This is a genomic window from Flavobacterium procerum (assembly GCF_042431625.1).
In the GTDB taxonomy this organism is placed as follows: domain Bacteria; phylum Bacteroidota; class Bacteroidia; order Flavobacteriales; family Flavobacteriaceae; genus Flavobacterium; species Flavobacterium procerum.
Genome location: NZ_JBHLYW010000022.1, coordinates 545,636 through 559,480, shown reverse-complemented (window position 1 = coordinate 559,480; position 13,845 = coordinate 545,636). Strand labels below are relative to the sequence as shown.

Here is a 13,845-nt window from a genome sequence, read left to right as displayed (position 1 = left end):
AAGTTTTCATATTTTTTTATGAACGCATTTTTTTTGCAAAAATTGCCAGTTTAAAAACCTTCCTTCCTAAATCAAAATCATTAATTATGATGATTTACGCTCTTTTCTCATATTTTACATTTGGCTATTGAATAAAAACAACAGATTCTAAAAAGAGAAAATATGAGAGATTATCGTTCGTACGAAAGAGTAGAACCCATTTATTTTAGCGGTGAAATATTTTTTCCTGTCGGATTATTTTTAGCTGCAGCTATGGTTACTTACATACTGCTTTATTTTTTTGGTCTTGGCACAGCCATTTTTTTTAACGTAGTGATAGCCTGGTGTGGCTATTTTTACGTGTATTATTACGGAAAGCTTAATTCTAAAATTACAATTGAGTTTTTAAAAGGAGTTTCTCTGATTATTCTTCTTTTGCTTTTTGTAGATTACGGAGCGTATGCGCTGACAGTTTATCAAAAAACGGGTATTTTTGACGGATTGTATTTCGCAATCTGGATTTCGATTTTGTTGGGTGTTCCGGCTTTTTATTACATTCGTTTGTACAGTTTGCATTATTATAAAAAGAAAAGCCTTGCGGCTATTTATTTTAAATCTTCTTTTGGCGTTTATCATGACAGAGAGTTGCTCATGTATATTGATTCCATTGCATTTGTCAATTCTTCTCAGAAACTAATTTCGAATCTTAAAATTAAAAATCACAATTGTTTTTATTCAGATGAAGAATTAGCGGAAATGAATGCATATTCGAGAAATTATGATTTGAAAAAATCAGCTTTTTCGAGTTTGATCTACATTCCGTTTGATGCAGATCAATTTGAAATGTCTTGGTATTCTTTGATAGAAGACCGATATTATAAAGTAAATGTCAGCTTTCCGTTTCATAAAATTGTTTTGGAACAAGAAAAATACCCGCTGAATGAATCTGAAAGGATTAAAGGAAAAAAAGCCAAACGATTCTATCTTCAGTTGTACCAAAGAGGCGGTTTTAAGCTGTATAATGAAGATGTTGTTTTACTGGATTATGATTGTACTCCGCCTTCAATAATTCAGGACAGTGTAAAACAGGAAAAATTGGCAGATCACCGCAAACGCCATAAATATTATAAGGAACCCGAATATTTTTCAAAACTTATAGATGATATACGAACATCCAATAGTATTGAGAAAAGACAAACGCTTCAGGATAAACTATTGCCGTGGAATCTCAAATTCTCAGGACTTAATCTTGGGAATTACATCGAAACTTACGATGCTTACTTAAAAAATTACAGACTAGAAAAAGAAGATGCGGCACAATTTGCGCCTCGGTATTTGCCTAACGAAATTACTTTTGTTTACAGAGGTTCTTATTTATTTTCGTGGCTAACGATACACATCGATACTTTAAAACTCGATGAATGCATAGATTTTGTTAAAGATGAGGATTCTGATGAAATTTCGTTTTTGCTTCATTTTGATAATCCAGATGGCGAAAATTTAGAGTTTGTTGTTAAAGGCAACGAAAGACAAGTCAGTTTTAAAGACTGGGAAATCGTAATTGACGAGCGCCATAAAAAAAATATGGATGAAGAACAGTATGAAAGGCAAGAGGATGAAAAGAAAAGAGAACTCTTAAAAACGGCCTGGAATTTTGTTTTTGCAAAAAATTACAAAGAAGCTCAAAAAAACTGCGATGCCTTACTGGCAATGGATCCTAAATATGGTTTTGCCTATTTTTTAGAAGCCCGACTCTTATGGTACACAGAAGGTTTTGAGACCTGTTACAGTAAAAGAGATTATTTTTTTGCTAAAACAGCACACGAACCCGCAGCGCTAGCGCATATTTACAATAGTTTTGGCTGTATTTTAGATTTAGAAAAACGGTATGAAGAGGCAGTTGTGTATTTTAAAAAGGCAATCACAATAAATCCCAAAGAACCGATTTATATCTGTAATCTTGGTGAAATGTATTATAAATTAAAGAATCCATCAAAGGCTTTAAGAGAGGCGAAGAAAGCACAAAAATTAGGCTACGAGTCGGATATGTTGACGGAAATTCTCGAAAACAAAGGAAAAATAAGTTCTAAAGAGGAATAGTATAGAAACTAAAAATCACTAAAAATAGTGATGTGCAGTATAATCGATGAACATACTTTTGCCCGTATAAATACAAATTAAAAAATTATGGGACTAGCAGAAAAACGCTTAGCAGAATCTATTAAAACAGAAAAACTTCCAGCTTTTGAGGCAAAATTAAAAGATAAATCAGGTTACGATATAAATGTAGATATCGACTGGAACACATTTATTTCTTATGATGAATATCCGTTGTCAAGACTGGAAATTGTTTTTGATGACATCGAATCTTTTGTGAAAAAAATCTGCGCAGATGATATGGGAAAAGAAGCATTGCAGGATAAAATGGCCACAATTAGTTTGACTAATTCCGAAAACAATGATGATGTCAAAATGGAACTGAAAGACAAAACGTTGTTTCTTACTGTACAATTGGTGCAGTCTTCTTTTAATTCACAAACCGATTCACAGCTTGTTAATTATATAGAGCCCCTTTTATAGGCTTATTTTTGTTTTAAATATTTTGAGAGACGAAAAAGAGGCTGTCTTAAATGATTGGCTTCTTTTTTTTATTTTTTCTAAACAGAAGATTTGTCTTATAAGCTCCGAAGGAGCGAAATATTTATAGCAATATTTTTTTTATTTTATCTACGCAGAAGATTTGTCTTATAAGCTCCGGAGGAGCGAAATATTTATGATAAAAAAACAAACGAATACAATAAAAAGCTCCAGCGGAGCGACATGTTTGTAGTAGCGACATGTTTGTAGCGACATATTTATAGCAATATGTTTACGGTATTATTTGAAGATGTTCCAGCTTTTTCCCTACAAGCGTTTTTTCTCCAACGATTTTAAATCCGATTCTTAAATAAAGATTTTTCGCCAAAGGATTGTCTTTTTCTACTAACAATCCCAATGTTTCATTGTTTTTATGGACATATTCTTCAATCAGGAATTTTAAAATCTCAGAACCGATTCCTTTTCCGTGATGATTTTGGTTGACTCCAAGGGAATCGATATAATACTCTCCAGCCTTAGTTTCTAATTCTGGGTCAAATTCCGGATTAAAACACTTTCGGACATGTTCGACTATCGGTTTGCGCAAAACTTTCAAATCTGACCCTTTATAAACGTTTACAGCGCCAATAATTTCATTATTCGCTACAGCGACAAAACAATTTTGATAAGAATACTGGTTGTTTTCTTTTTCTATAAAATACTGCAGGAAATCTTTCGCGGCAGCGTAATCTTCTTTTTTAAGAAATTTATAAACGATATCTTCCATTGCAAGCAGCAAAAGAGGAGCGATATATGGAGCATCGGATTTTTTAGCTTTTGTAATAATCATCTAGATAGATTTAGTAATGCAAATTTACTTTAAATATAATTGGCGGGTTGAGTAGAATTTTGTGTTCGAATCGGGCAAAATATTTCGATTTGACTAAGCGATTAACAAGAAAAGAAGTATGCAGAATTTATACCAAGATAGTATAAAAATATACCATTTGTAAAAGCAGCGCAGCATGTATCTTTGTTTTTATAATTAAAAATAAACATTTATAGATATGAAAGCAATAGGATTTAAAACCTCGTTAGCGATAGAAAACCAAGAGAGTTTTATCGAATTTGAAACCGAAAAACCAATTCCAGGCGCAAAAGATTTATTGGTAAAAATAAGCGCCGTATCCGTTAATCCAGTTGATTTTAAAGTTCGTCAGAGCGCTGCAAAAGATACTGTTCTTGAAACTCCAAAAATCATTGGCTGGGATGCCGTTGGAGTGGTAGAGGCTGTTGGAGCGGAGGTGAGTCTTTTTAAAATCGGCGATGAAGTTTATTATGCAGGAGATATTACAAAGCAGGGAAGTAATGCCGAATATCAGATTATCGACGAGAGAATTGTCGGAAGAAAACCAAAATCGCTGACAATTGAAGAAGCTGCCGCAATGCCTTTAACAACTTTAACGGCTTGGGAAATCCTTTTTGACCGAATCAGAATCAGTGCTGACAAAGACAAAAGAAAAAGCATTTTGATAATTGGAGGCGCTGGAGGAGTTGGTTCTATTGCGATTCAGCTAGCAAAAAAGATTGCAGGATTAACTGTCATTGCGACTGCTTCTCGACCGGAAACCATTGAATGGTGTAAAGAAATGGGAGCTGATTTTGTGGTGAATCATAAAAACTTAACAGAAGAGGTTAGAGGTGTAGGTTTTCAATATGTTGATTTTATTGTCGATTTTGTAGATACCAATTTGTATTGGGATATAATGGCTGATTTAATTAAACCGCAGGGCCATATCGCTTCAATTACTGGAAGTGCAGAACCTGTTGTATTGAACAAACTTAAAAGCAAAAGTGTTTCTTTTTCTTGGGAGTTGATGTACACGCGATCAATGTTTCAAACTGATGATATTCAGGAACAGCATAATATTCTAAACAAAACGTCAGATCTTTTGGATAACGGAGTTTTAAAGCATACACTAAAAGAAACTTTAAACGGATTAACGGCCGAAAACTTTAAAAAAGCACATAAGCAACTGGAATCTGGAACAACGATTGGAAAAATTGCGATTAAGTTTTAAGGTCTTTCGCTACCGATAAATTTTCATATTTAAAACTGATTTTTATAGGTTTTTATTTTATTTAAGATATTGTTTTTTAGTTATTTATTGGCTTTATGTAATTTAAAACTTTAGGTTTTTATTCTGTTAAATTCGTGATATTTTGGTCTGCTTTAATTGAATTGTTTTAAGTTGTTTTTTTACCGAAAAGGCATAGAGACGCAAAGAATGAGATTTTACCGGATTTGTATATAGTGTAATGCTTTAGGTTAGTATTGTTAAGTAGTTTTAAAAGAATATTTTAATTGTTTTTTTATTAGTTTTTTTTGTTGTGTAAAACAAAACATCAAAACCAGTAAAACATATATTTTTAAAGTGATTTTTTTTGAAAGTCTAAAACGCAAAATAAAACGCAATTAAGTTTCGAAATAGGATGAAATAATAACAAAAAAGCACTATAAATTTTATTTATAGTTGTTGTTTATAGTGTTGATTATTAGTTTTTAAATTAGCTTTGTTTAAATGAAAAGATTAGCATTGGCGTGAGCATAGCAGATTTCTTTTTCTTTCACTTTTTGTCGTTGTTTGAGACGGAAAAGTTTTGAAAAAAAAAACAGTCGTTACGAATACTGAATTACGATGTTTAAAATGATTTTAAATAAGAATGTTGAGGGTAATCGAATTTTTGTATTTTAGTTGAGTTGCAAAAACAGCAATTTATAATTTTTTAAAAACCCAAAACCATTTTTTTTTATGATTTCAAAAAACACAGATTTCGGATTACTGCTTTTACGCATTAGCGTTGGAGGTTTAATGCTTTTTCATGGAGTGGCAAAAATTCTTCACGGCATTTCTTTTTTAACTGAAAATATGGGAGCATTTGGATATGCTGTATACATCGGCGAAGTTTTAGCGCCACTTGCAATTTTGCTTGGCTGGCGTACAAGAATTGCTTCTGTAGTCTTTGTGGTTAATTGTGTGGTTGCGATTGCGGTGGCACATTCTAAAGAAATTTTCTCAATAAGCGAGCACGGAGGATATGCCAACGAGTTGTTGATGTTGTATTTATTAGGAGCGGCGGCATTGTTTTTTACAGGTGCGGGAAAATATGCGGTTTCTAAAAACAATAAATGGGATTAAGGAATTGCGATTCCTTTTGAAATAGAAAAGCTCTGAAATGAATTCAGAGCTTTTTTTTTGCGATTTAATGCATTAAAAACTCAAAAAGCGCTAAGAATACTTGTTTGCTCTTTGTTTTGCTTAAAACGCAGATTTTTTATTTTATTTGATGTGAAAAACGATAACAAGAAAAAGAACTCGACTTTTATTTTCCAAAAAACGTGACAATCTGTTATACTTATCTCATTAACAAATCTCGTCCCGATTCAAGAATACCGTTTTCTCTTACATACGGACTAATTAATGTTTTGGTTTGTCTGTAAATTCATAAAATTGTCTTAAAGGAATGTTAATGTCGAAAAATGGCGTTTTTGCCTTGTTGTTTTTCTTTCGGTCTTTAGTTGCGGAATAATTTGAAAGGTTGATTTTTTTTGCTGTTTTAAGATGATTTTGAATGTCTTGAATTTCTAAGGTTTTTCGAAACCTGCTTTCTGGCATGGCGTATAAGCGATTTTTGTCTAGACTAAAAACTTAACATTGGCGAATTGTTTTTAGCCGTATCTTTGTTTGTGATTTTTTGATGTTAATTTAACAATTTGGTAACATTGAAAATTTGTTTAATTCAAAATTTATTATAATTAATTTTAAATATTAACATATCTATGGATAAAAACGTAGCCGCAAATGAAAACGGTCAGGAGCTGGAACAGCCTTTGGTAGATGTTGCCAACGAAAATGAGCAGCCAGAAGCTTCTCAAGAACAAAAAACAGATGTAAAGCCTAAAGCAAAAAGGACTTCAAAAAAAGCTGAAATTGTTTCTGATGCTGAAGAAAAAACAGAACAAGAAGAAGTTGTTTCTGAAATTCAGGAAGAAGAGGTTGCTGAAGAAAGTAAAACAGAAGCTGATTCTGAAATTAAAAAAAATAAAAAAATGAAAGAAAAAGAAAAAAAGCAGATTGCTGAGAAAAAAGAGAAGCTGAAAAAGAAAAAAGCGGTGGCAAAGAAAAAAGAAAAAGCAAAGGACAAAAAGAAAGAAAAGGCAAAGAAAGCAAGACTTAAAGCTAAAGCCAAAAAGAAAGACAAAGCGAAAAAAGCAAAGGCAAAAGCTAAAGCTAAAAAAATAGCCAAAAAGAAAGCGAAAAGATCAAAATCTAAGAAAAAATAAATAATCGCTTTGCGGATTGATTCCAATAAAAAATGAGGTCTAGTGCCTCATTTTTTATTTTATACCATTATGTGATTTTCTTTTCTAAAATCGATTTTTCAATTTTCTGCAGAAATTCAGGGTCAAATTCAGAATAGGCTCTTAGTCTGTATTTCTCGTCGCGCTGTTTCATTACCATTCTTATTTTCTGCACCATCAACCAGATGGGTTCGTAGCGTTTATGGCCCAGAAGGTATTGTATTCTTAAAATAGAAATTCTGCGATGGGTCAAAGTCATCAATTCGATGCAGATCATCCAGTATCGAATCGGAAGATTGGAATTTTCCATTACGGTTCCGGAACGCAGACTGATTCGGTTTTTGCATTTGCGACATTGAAATTTCAGGTCGATTCTCCTGAAAGAATGTTCGTTATGACCACATTTCCTGCAGACTAAACCGTTTTTCAGACGTTTGTTCTTAAAATCTTCTATACAGGCATCTTCATTAGGATACTTCTCAAAATAGGCTCGTAATTCCATTAATTCGATTCTCGGTTTGAGTGCTAAATATAATGTTTTTAAAAATACAGCAACAAAAAAAAGGAATATCCATAAGAATATTCCTTTCAAAACATGATGTAAAATAAAATTACAATTTGTCTGCGATTTCTTTTTTGTATTTATTCAGGATTGATTTTGTCATTCCTAGGTTTGCTTTTGTAGAATCAACCGCCAAATAAATAAAGTATTCCTGATTGTCTGAAACGTCAATAATATGAATTTGCGATGTTAGCGTAATCATAACATTGTCTATAACCTGACCGTTTAGGTTTAAAGCTTTGATAGCGTTCATTTTTGCTTTTACCACTTCAAGGTTGTAAGCAGATGCTAATTCCGGATCAAAATCAGAAAGTGCAGACTGAGAGTAGTAAGACATTCCGCTTTTGATTTCGGCAACAGAAACAGCAATAAAGCCAGGTACATTTTTCTTTAGATCTTCTCCAAATTGTTTTAAAAAATCTGACATAGTTATGAATTTAAATTTGTTTTTTAAGTATTCTATTTTCTTGGATGTGATGCAAAATTAGACATAGAAAATCATTTAATTATCCGCTATTAATACCTTTTTTGTCATTTTTGAAAAAAAAAGTAACAATATGCATTTTGAAGCCGTTGTGTGAAGTTCTTGATTCGTTTTTTAATTATTTTAAAAACAAAAATGCTTCCGAAAATCAGCTTTTGATTCATTCGGAAGCATTTTTAGTATGCGAAAATCGATTACTTTATTTCTGTAATAAATTCGTCTTGTGGTGTTCTTACTTTTTTCAGATTTACTAACCAGTCATTGTTTGCATCTCTGTAGCCAAGAGGAAGAACTAAAACACTTTTAAGACCAAGTTCGCTTAAGTTTAATAGTTTGTCTACTTCGGCCGGAATAAAACCTTCCATTGGAGTTGCGTCTACTTCTTGTTCTGCTGCTGCCGCGATTGCGATTCCGAACGAAATATAAGCTTGTCTCGCTGCATGATTTGCGTGCCATTCTTGTCCAAGAGGTTCGTACATTCCCCAAAGTCTGTTTTTATATTCGTCCATTGCGTCGGCAGGAATTCCTCTTTCTGCAATAGTTCTGTCAAATACAGCAGAAATTTTTTCAAGGCTGTAACCGTCCCACGCAGCCCAAACCAATACGTGCGATGCATCTGTAATCTGGCTTTGGTCAAAACCTACTGCTCTTATTTTTTCTTTTAATTCTGGGTTTGTGATTACAAAAATTTTATAAGGCTGTAAACCAGAAGAAGAAGGTGCAAGCTTTGCCGCTTCAAGTATATAGTCGATTTTTTCCTGCGGAACTGTTTGTCCGTTCATTTTTTTTGCAGCATAACGCCACTTTAATGCATCTATTAAGGCCATAATTTTTTTATTAATTAAATTCTGTTCAAATGTAAAAACTTTAAGTGTATTTTTGTCATCTGCTTACTAAAAGTAACTGTGACATTTAGGTAACTAACTAACATTTTATGATTGAAGAGCCCAAACATGACCGCATAACATGCAATAAAAACATTATGGCAGTGCACGACGCCATGGATATATTAAATGGAAGATGGAAAATCTCTATTATTGCTTCTCTCTGTTTTAATACTTTACGGTTTACTGATTTGCTTAGAGAAGTAGAAGGCATTTCGGGGAAAATGCTGAGCCGCGAGCTGAAAAACCTCGAAGAAAACCAATTGGTGACTCGAACAGTATTAAACACACAACCGATTACTGTCGAATACAAACTCACAGATTACGGTCATACGCTTAAAGAAGTCATAGATTCGCTAGCAAAATGGGGGTATAACCACCGAAAAAGAATTACCGGAAAAGAATAGATCAGCTTTTCAATTCCGCAGCTTTCTGAAAAAAGCTCTGGCGCTCCAGTTTTTGCTCCGTTTCCTCAATTGCCCTCAAAAGATTATTCTGATTGTCTGTGATTTCGGTTAAGGCATTTTGCATGATTTTCCACACGGGTTGCATTTTTGTTACGAGCTCTTTTCCTTTTACTGTGAGCAGAATAAGGCGTTTTCGTTCGTCTAGTTTGTCTTTTTTAGAACTAATGATTTTGTTTTTTTCCATTTCTTTTAGCAAGCTGATGGTGGAAGGATGGCTATAGCCGATTTCAGAAGCTATTTCGACCACGCTAAGAATTTCTTTTACATGAAGCGTATAAATTACCGGAAACCATTTGGGTTCAAAATCAATATCAAAAGATTTGTAGATCAAGGCGCCGTCTTTACGCAATTGCTCGCTCAAGCGTTGCAGTCTGGTTGAAATAGCCAATATTCCGATTTCGTCTATTATATTCATCTGGATGGGTTTAAATTCAGGTGGCAGAAAACCGTATCGGGCTTCATTAGTGGAAAATCTTTAGGAAGCTCTTCTTGCTCAATTGTCTTAAAATTATTCTTTTCATAAAAACGTAAAGCTGCCTTTAGAATAGGAACAGTTCCCAAATATAGGTCGCTTATTCCGTTTTCACGACTGAAATTGATTAATTCTTCCAACAGCTGCTGTGCAATTCCGAATTCTTTGCCACGGTATTCTTTTTTCACGAACATTTTTCTGATGGCGCCGGCATCTTTACTGAATCTAACCAAAGCAATAGTTCCTGCCAGTTTTTCATCTATAAAAGCTCCAAGAAAACAACCGCCTGGTTCGTAATAAAAATTTCGAATTTTAAGCAAATCCGGTTGGTCTTCCAAAGTTATCGGAACATTAAATTCTTTCTGTTGAATGTTCAGAATCAAATCGACAATTTGTTCTTGATATTCATTTTGTATGGGTTTTAATTGTACTTTCATATAAAAAATAATATAAGTACAAAACTACGTAGTTAGCTACATATATCCAAATAAAAAAACTGCCAAAACGGGCAGTTTTCTAGTTTTTTTATTCTTTACCGATAATGATTACCGCTTTGTAACCCGTTCCGACATTCCATTCGCTTGACGAAATCAGCAATCCTTTGTCATCAAAAACCTGAAATTCGGCTGTGTTGGGAGAAGCAAAACCTTCATTTAGCGCTTCAATGTCTATTTTGTTGATTCCGGGAACCAGATTTATTTTAACGCTTTTAAATTCGCCATCCAAACTCACTTCTGGTTCGATTACTTTATCATTTAAATACACTTTTATTTTATCACCGTCTACAAAAGCGGCGTCTCTGTAACGAATGGTAGATGTCTGGCCAGTTGTTTTAAAGTTTCCTAAAAACTGATTTCGTCTATAGAAAATTCCGGGAGTGTTGGCTTCCTGTTTGTAGATCTGAGTGTTTTTAAAAAGCTCTTCTGGATTTACAATTAATGGATCCGGCTTTTCAACCACAGCTGGCGGATTTACCTTTGGCGAAGGTTCTTTTGGTGGAATCACTTCTTTAACCGCAGGATCTTTTGACGGAATGGCTTTGAATTTATTGTTTAATTCTTGTGCATTACTGTGAAACGAAATTCCAATGATGCCTATTGCAAAAAATATTCTTTTCATATTCTAAAATGTTAATCAGCTTTGACTGATAAGATTAAATTTGTCTTAATTATATAAACATTTAAAGATTTGTTTTATTGTCTAAAACATAAACATTAGGATTTTCTTAAGGTCTTTTTGAAATGATTATTACAATTTATTTTTTAATGATGCATCTTTGCAAATCAAAAATTTATTTAATAATGATTACAATTAATACCGAATATTCGTTTCCCCTAGAAAATGTTTTATTTTCATTTGCGTTAGAATCTGAAGCAGGAACGGTTTTTAACGATTTTCGTACACTAATTACCGGAATCGGAAAAGTAAATGCGGCTTATGAACTTACAAAAGCCATTCAGCATAAAAAACCTTCGTTAATTGTGAATCTTGGCTCTGCGGGAAGCAATTTTTTTAGAAAAGGAGATGTAATCTGCTGTACGAAGTTTATCCAACGCGATATGGACGTACAAGGACTGGGATACGCTAAATATGAAACGCCGCTTTCTGGTTTACCGCCGGTTTTGGAATACGGACTTACAATGGACGATTTAAGCATCGGAATCTGTGGAACAGGAGATAGTTTTGAAATGGGCCACTCACAAGCTCCGTACAACGTTATTGATATGGAAGCTTATGCACTTGCAATGGTTGCCATGAAAGAGAAAATTCCTTTTTTATGTTTGAAATACATTTCTGATGGTGCAGACGACAACGCAGCAGAAGAATGGACCATACAAGTGCATAATGCAGCAACTGCTTTTGGCGGTATTTTAAAACTGCATAAAAAAGATGTTTTACTGTAATGATTGACCCAATGGGTAAATCATTATTTTTCAATTTTCTTACCAGTTTTGATTCAAATCTGTATAAATCTGCTTTAATCTGTATAAATCTGCGTGAAAAAAATCTATACACACAAGTATTTCACGCAGATTTTTAAAAGATTTTAGCAGATCAAATTAGATTTATCTGTTGTGTGAAACTTTTTCCACGGAAGCGCTTTAGTATAAATTTTAATTAATCAGATTTTCTGTGCAGACCACTGTCCGTTTTTTTGAGTTAGAATTAGTCGCAGTATTTCAGTATCCAAATTGTGCAAGATTACGAATTCTACTTTGTCTTTATTTTTAATAGTGTATTGCATTTCATAAACTCTTTTTCTCTTTTCAAGATTGTGATCAAAACTATATTTTTCTAAATTACTGTCAAAATAAGCGTTAGAAAATTCACCGCGTCCTGTTGTTCCGGTAATTACAACTTTGTTGTTTATGTGGTAAAGATCTTCAACCGATTTTTGTAAATCTAGAATCACCGGATTCATTTTATTTTCCTCAATCTGATCTAATTTCTTTTGGTAAGCTGTTCTAGAAAACCTTTCGTCGTTACCGCATATTCCAAAAACAGCCCATTTAATAACAAAAACAGTATCTTTTTCTTTTTCAGTTTTTGCTATTTCGGTCATTACCGTTTTTATTAATCCTTTAGAATTGACTAATTCAGCTTGATTTGGAACAAACAAATCTGTAGTTATAAAAATGTCGTAAGCACAAAATGAAGATAGAAGCAAAATAAAGAAAAAGTATAATAGGTACCTTACTTTTGCTTTTTGTTTTCTTGCTGCGATATTCCCGAATAGCTTTAAGTAACATGCGTTATATTTTTGATGGTTTTGCTAATTCTAATTTGTATCTGAAATTTGATTTTGTTTCTGAAGGAGGAGGAGTGTATTGTACCTCTCCATCAATTATCATGTCCAATTCGTATTTACCAAGAAAAGTGTCTTCAAAATCAAAATATCGGTCCATAAACATTAATCGTGTCGGATCATTTCCAAATTTATCCAAAAATTGATAATTCATAAGCTGTTTATCGTATTTCGCTAAATTTTTGCAGTTTATTTTTAACGGATAATTCTCTTCAATCCTAAACTTGTAATGTGTTACTAGTTGAAGATCCAAATTGGTGTTGTGTTCTGAAATTTCGTTGAGAAGCAAATCACAATCGCCATCAAAAGGAGTTTTGTCTTTTTTGCGGTACAAAATTTCATAATAATAGCTTTCCCAAAAACTGAACGGATCGCCTTTTTGAAGATATGCAGATCGGCTGATATTCCAATAAATTGAATTCTCTGTCATTAATAAATCACTTAAAGGTCTATTTCGGTCAAGGTCGTCAATCAAATAGGATCTTTCGGGATATTTATTACCCATACTCGGAAAATGAGTATAAAACAGATTAGGAAAAAGATCGTCTATATATTCTAAACCATATGGCGCAACAAGAGAGTCGATTTTTTTCTTTACTTCATTAAAAGACAAATCATAAGAGTTTTTAACCGATATTTTGACTTTATAATTGTCGTGAACCACAACAATACCAGAAAAAATGGTGTCGGTTTTGACTATTTCTTTGGAATAAGGACCATCATTGACCCAGGATTTTTGTTGTCTTTCTGTTTGCAGCCTGATATTTCCTTTGCAATTTAGCATAAGATTGATGCGTTGCGGAAAACTGTCTATTCTTTTGAATCCCTCAATTTCGAAATTTTTATGAGAAGCAAAAATGGTATTGTAATCCTCAGGCACTTCTTTGAAATAATAATATTGCTTCTTCTTATTGTATTTTGCAATAATTGGCTTTTTTTTATACGATTCTAATGTCACAAGGGCGTCGGGAACATTTAGTTCGTCACAGGCATCTTTCAGATAAACACGAACCAAATCGGATTGCTGCGCAACAGAAATAAAACCAGCCAGTAAAAAAATAAGTATAAATGCAGGACGACGAATCATGTTGTGATTAGTTTGGTTGCGTAAATGTAAAATCTTTTTTAAGAGTTTCCTTTTTGATATAGATGATTTAAGAATTGAAGAGGTTGGGAGAGGAACCGAAAATTTTTCAAATTTTCTTTTTTGGGTTATTAAAAATGTAAGCAAGTTTTCAAATTTTAAATTGG

Annotated in this window: 15 protein-coding genes and 1 pseudogene; 7 read left to right on the top strand and 9 right to left on the bottom strand. The window is 33.2% G+C overall.

Features of this window, described 5'->3' with window-relative positions:
• Positions 1 to 162: 162 nt before the first annotated feature.
• Entirely contained in the window at positions 163 to 2,079 is a 1,917-nt protein-coding gene (locus tag ACFFLS_RS21805; RefSeq protein WP_379687435.1) for a hypothetical protein, read from the top strand.
• Between the two features lie 87 nt (positions 2,080 to 2,166).
• Positions 2,167 to 2,559 (top strand): hypothetical protein, encoded by a 393-nt coding sequence (locus tag ACFFLS_RS21800; protein WP_379687434.1) that lies wholly within the window; start codon positions 2,167 to 2,169, stop codon positions 2,557 to 2,559.
• Positions 2,560 to 2,848: 289 nt separating this feature from the next.
• Here the strand turns inward: ACFFLS_RS21800 and ACFFLS_RS21795 are convergent, their stop codons facing one another.
• Positions 2,849 to 3,406 carry a GNAT family N-acetyltransferase gene (locus ACFFLS_RS21795; RefSeq protein ID WP_379687432.1) on the bottom strand — a complete coding sequence of 186 codons (558 nt, stop codon included), beginning with the start codon at positions 3,404 to 3,406 and terminating at the stop codon, positions 2,849 to 2,851.
• A gap of 217 nt (positions 3,407 to 3,623) precedes the next feature.
• Here ACFFLS_RS21795 and ACFFLS_RS21790 point away from each other — a divergent pair, with 217 nt between their 5' ends.
• From ACFFLS_RS21790 to ACFFLS_RS21780, 3 genes are all read left to right on the top strand, one after another.
• Positions 3,624 to 4,637, top strand: a complete 1,014-nt coding sequence (locus ACFFLS_RS21790; protein WP_379687431.1) for a zinc-binding alcohol dehydrogenase family protein — start codon at positions 3,624 to 3,626, stop codon at positions 4,635 to 4,637.
• Positions 4,638 to 5,369: 732 nt separating this feature from the next.
• A complete protein-coding gene (locus ACFFLS_RS21785; protein WP_379687430.1) occupies positions 5,370 to 5,756 on the top strand; it encodes a DoxX family protein in 387 nt (128 codons plus the stop codon).
• Positions 5,757 to 6,397: 641 nt separating this feature from the next.
• On the top strand, positions 6,398 to 6,901 hold the full coding sequence (locus ACFFLS_RS21780; protein ID WP_379687428.1) for a hypothetical protein: 504 nt from the start codon (positions 6,398 to 6,400) through the stop codon (positions 6,899 to 6,901).
• Positions 6,902 to 6,977: 76 nt separating this feature from the next.
• On the opposite strand, the pseudogene ACFFLS_RS21775 reads toward ACFFLS_RS21780, so the two are convergent.
• The 3 genes and pseudogenes from ACFFLS_RS21775 to ACFFLS_RS21765 all read right to left on the bottom strand — a co-directional run.
• Positions 6,978 to 7,421 (bottom strand): annotated as a pseudogene (locus ACFFLS_RS21775) (transposase family protein); the annotation flags it as partial.
• A 109-nt stretch (positions 7,422 to 7,530) separates the two neighbouring features.
• Complete coding sequence (locus tag ACFFLS_RS21770; protein WP_379687427.1) at positions 7,531 to 7,908, bottom strand: hypothetical protein; 378 nt, start codon at positions 7,906 to 7,908, stop codon at positions 7,531 to 7,533.
• 251 nt (positions 7,909 to 8,159) lie between these two features.
• On the bottom strand, positions 8,160 to 8,792 hold the full coding sequence (locus ACFFLS_RS21765) for a nitroreductase family protein (RefSeq protein WP_379687425.1): 633 nt from the start codon (positions 8,790 to 8,792) through the stop codon (positions 8,160 to 8,162).
• Between the two features lie 107 nt (positions 8,793 to 8,899).
• On the opposite strand from ACFFLS_RS21765, the gene ACFFLS_RS21760 reads away from it, so the two are divergent.
• Positions 8,900 to 9,256, top strand: coding sequence for a winged helix-turn-helix transcriptional regulator (locus ACFFLS_RS21760; RefSeq protein WP_379687423.1), 357 nt, complete (start codon positions 8,900 to 8,902; stop codon positions 9,254 to 9,256).
• Position 9,257: 1 nt separating this feature from the next.
• On the opposite strand, the gene ACFFLS_RS21755 is transcribed toward ACFFLS_RS21760, so the two are convergent.
• The 3 genes from ACFFLS_RS21755 to ACFFLS_RS21745 form a co-directional block, all read right to left on the bottom strand.
• Positions 9,258 to 9,731, bottom strand: a complete 474-nt coding sequence (locus ACFFLS_RS21755) for a MarR family winged helix-turn-helix transcriptional regulator (RefSeq protein ID WP_379687422.1) — start codon at positions 9,729 to 9,731, stop codon at positions 9,258 to 9,260.
• Positions 9,728 to 10,225: a GNAT family N-acetyltransferase gene (locus ACFFLS_RS21750; protein WP_379687421.1), complete on the bottom strand. Its 498-nt coding sequence runs from the start codon at positions 10,223 to 10,225 to the stop codon at positions 9,728 to 9,730. The genes ACFFLS_RS21755 and ACFFLS_RS21750 overlap by 4 nt, the downstream gene beginning before the upstream one ends.
• Before the next feature lie 88 nt (positions 10,226 to 10,313).
• Positions 10,314 to 10,907 carry a hypothetical protein gene (locus ACFFLS_RS21745; protein ID WP_379687419.1) on the bottom strand — a complete coding sequence of 198 codons (594 nt, stop codon included), beginning with the start codon at positions 10,905 to 10,907 and terminating at the stop codon, positions 10,314 to 10,316.
• 182 nt (positions 10,908 to 11,089) lie between these two features.
• On the opposite strand from ACFFLS_RS21745, the gene ACFFLS_RS21740 reads away from it, so the two are divergent.
• Positions 11,090 to 11,692, top strand: coding sequence for a 5'-methylthioadenosine/S-adenosylhomocysteine nucleosidase family protein (locus ACFFLS_RS21740; RefSeq protein ID WP_379687418.1), 603 nt, complete (start codon positions 11,090 to 11,092; stop codon positions 11,690 to 11,692).
• Positions 11,693 to 11,910: 218 nt separating this feature from the next.
• Here ACFFLS_RS21740 and ACFFLS_RS21735 read toward each other — a convergent pair whose 3' ends face one another.
• Together ACFFLS_RS21735 and ACFFLS_RS21730 are read right to left on the bottom strand one after the other, a co-directional pair.
• Positions 11,911 to 12,456, bottom strand: a complete 546-nt coding sequence (locus ACFFLS_RS21735) for a hypothetical protein (protein ID WP_379687417.1) — start codon at positions 12,454 to 12,456, stop codon at positions 11,911 to 11,913.
• Positions 12,457 to 12,541: 85 nt separating this feature from the next.
• On the bottom strand, positions 12,542 to 13,681 hold the full coding sequence (locus tag ACFFLS_RS21730; RefSeq protein WP_379687416.1) for a hypothetical protein: 1,140 nt from the start codon (positions 13,679 to 13,681) through the stop codon (positions 12,542 to 12,544).
• Positions 13,682 to 13,845 lie beyond the last annotated feature (164 nt).

Bases quoted from the DNA above. Each gene is read 5' to 3' on its own strand.
- ACFFLS_RS21805 (WP_379687435.1), top strand. From the start codon at position 163: ATGAGAGATTATCGTTCGTACGAAAGAGTAGAACCCATTTATTTTAGC.
- ACFFLS_RS21800 (WP_379687434.1), top strand. From the start codon at position 2,167: ATGGGACTAGCAGAAAAACGCTTAGCAGAATCTATTAAAACAGAAAAA.
- ACFFLS_RS21795 (WP_379687432.1), bottom strand. From the start codon at position 3,406: ATGATTATTACAAAAGCTAAAAAATCCGATGCTCCATATATCGCTCCT.
- ACFFLS_RS21790 (WP_379687431.1), top strand. From the start codon at position 3,624: ATGAAAGCAATAGGATTTAAAACCTCGTTAGCGATAGAAAACCAAGAG.
- ACFFLS_RS21785 (WP_379687430.1), top strand. From the start codon at position 5,370: ATGATTTCAAAAAACACAGATTTCGGATTACTGCTTTTACGCATTAGC.
- ACFFLS_RS21780 (WP_379687428.1), top strand. From the start codon at position 6,398: ATGGATAAAAACGTAGCCGCAAATGAAAACGGTCAGGAGCTGGAACAG.
- ACFFLS_RS21770 (WP_379687427.1), bottom strand. From the start codon at position 7,908: ATGTCAGATTTTTTAAAACAATTTGGAGAAGATCTAAAGAAAAATGTA.
- ACFFLS_RS21765 (WP_379687425.1), bottom strand. From the start codon at position 8,792: ATGGCCTTAATAGATGCATTAAAGTGGCGTTATGCTGCAAAAAAAATG.
- ACFFLS_RS21760 (WP_379687423.1), top strand. From the start codon at position 8,900: ATGATTGAAGAGCCCAAACATGACCGCATAACATGCAATAAAAACATT.
- ACFFLS_RS21755 (WP_379687422.1), bottom strand. From the start codon at position 9,731: ATGAATATAATAGACGAAATCGGAATATTGGCTATTTCAACCAGACTG.
- ACFFLS_RS21750 (WP_379687421.1), bottom strand. From the start codon at position 10,225: ATGAAAGTACAATTAAAACCCATACAAAATGAATATCAAGAACAAATT.
- ACFFLS_RS21745 (WP_379687419.1), bottom strand. From the start codon at position 10,907: ATGAAAAGAATATTTTTTGCAATAGGCATCATTGGAATTTCGTTTCAC.
- ACFFLS_RS21740 (WP_379687418.1), top strand. From the start codon at position 11,090: ATGATTACAATTAATACCGAATATTCGTTTCCCCTAGAAAATGTTTTA.
- ACFFLS_RS21730 (WP_379687416.1), bottom strand. From the start codon at position 13,681: ATGATTCGTCGTCCTGCATTTATACTTATTTTTTTACTGGCTGGTTTT.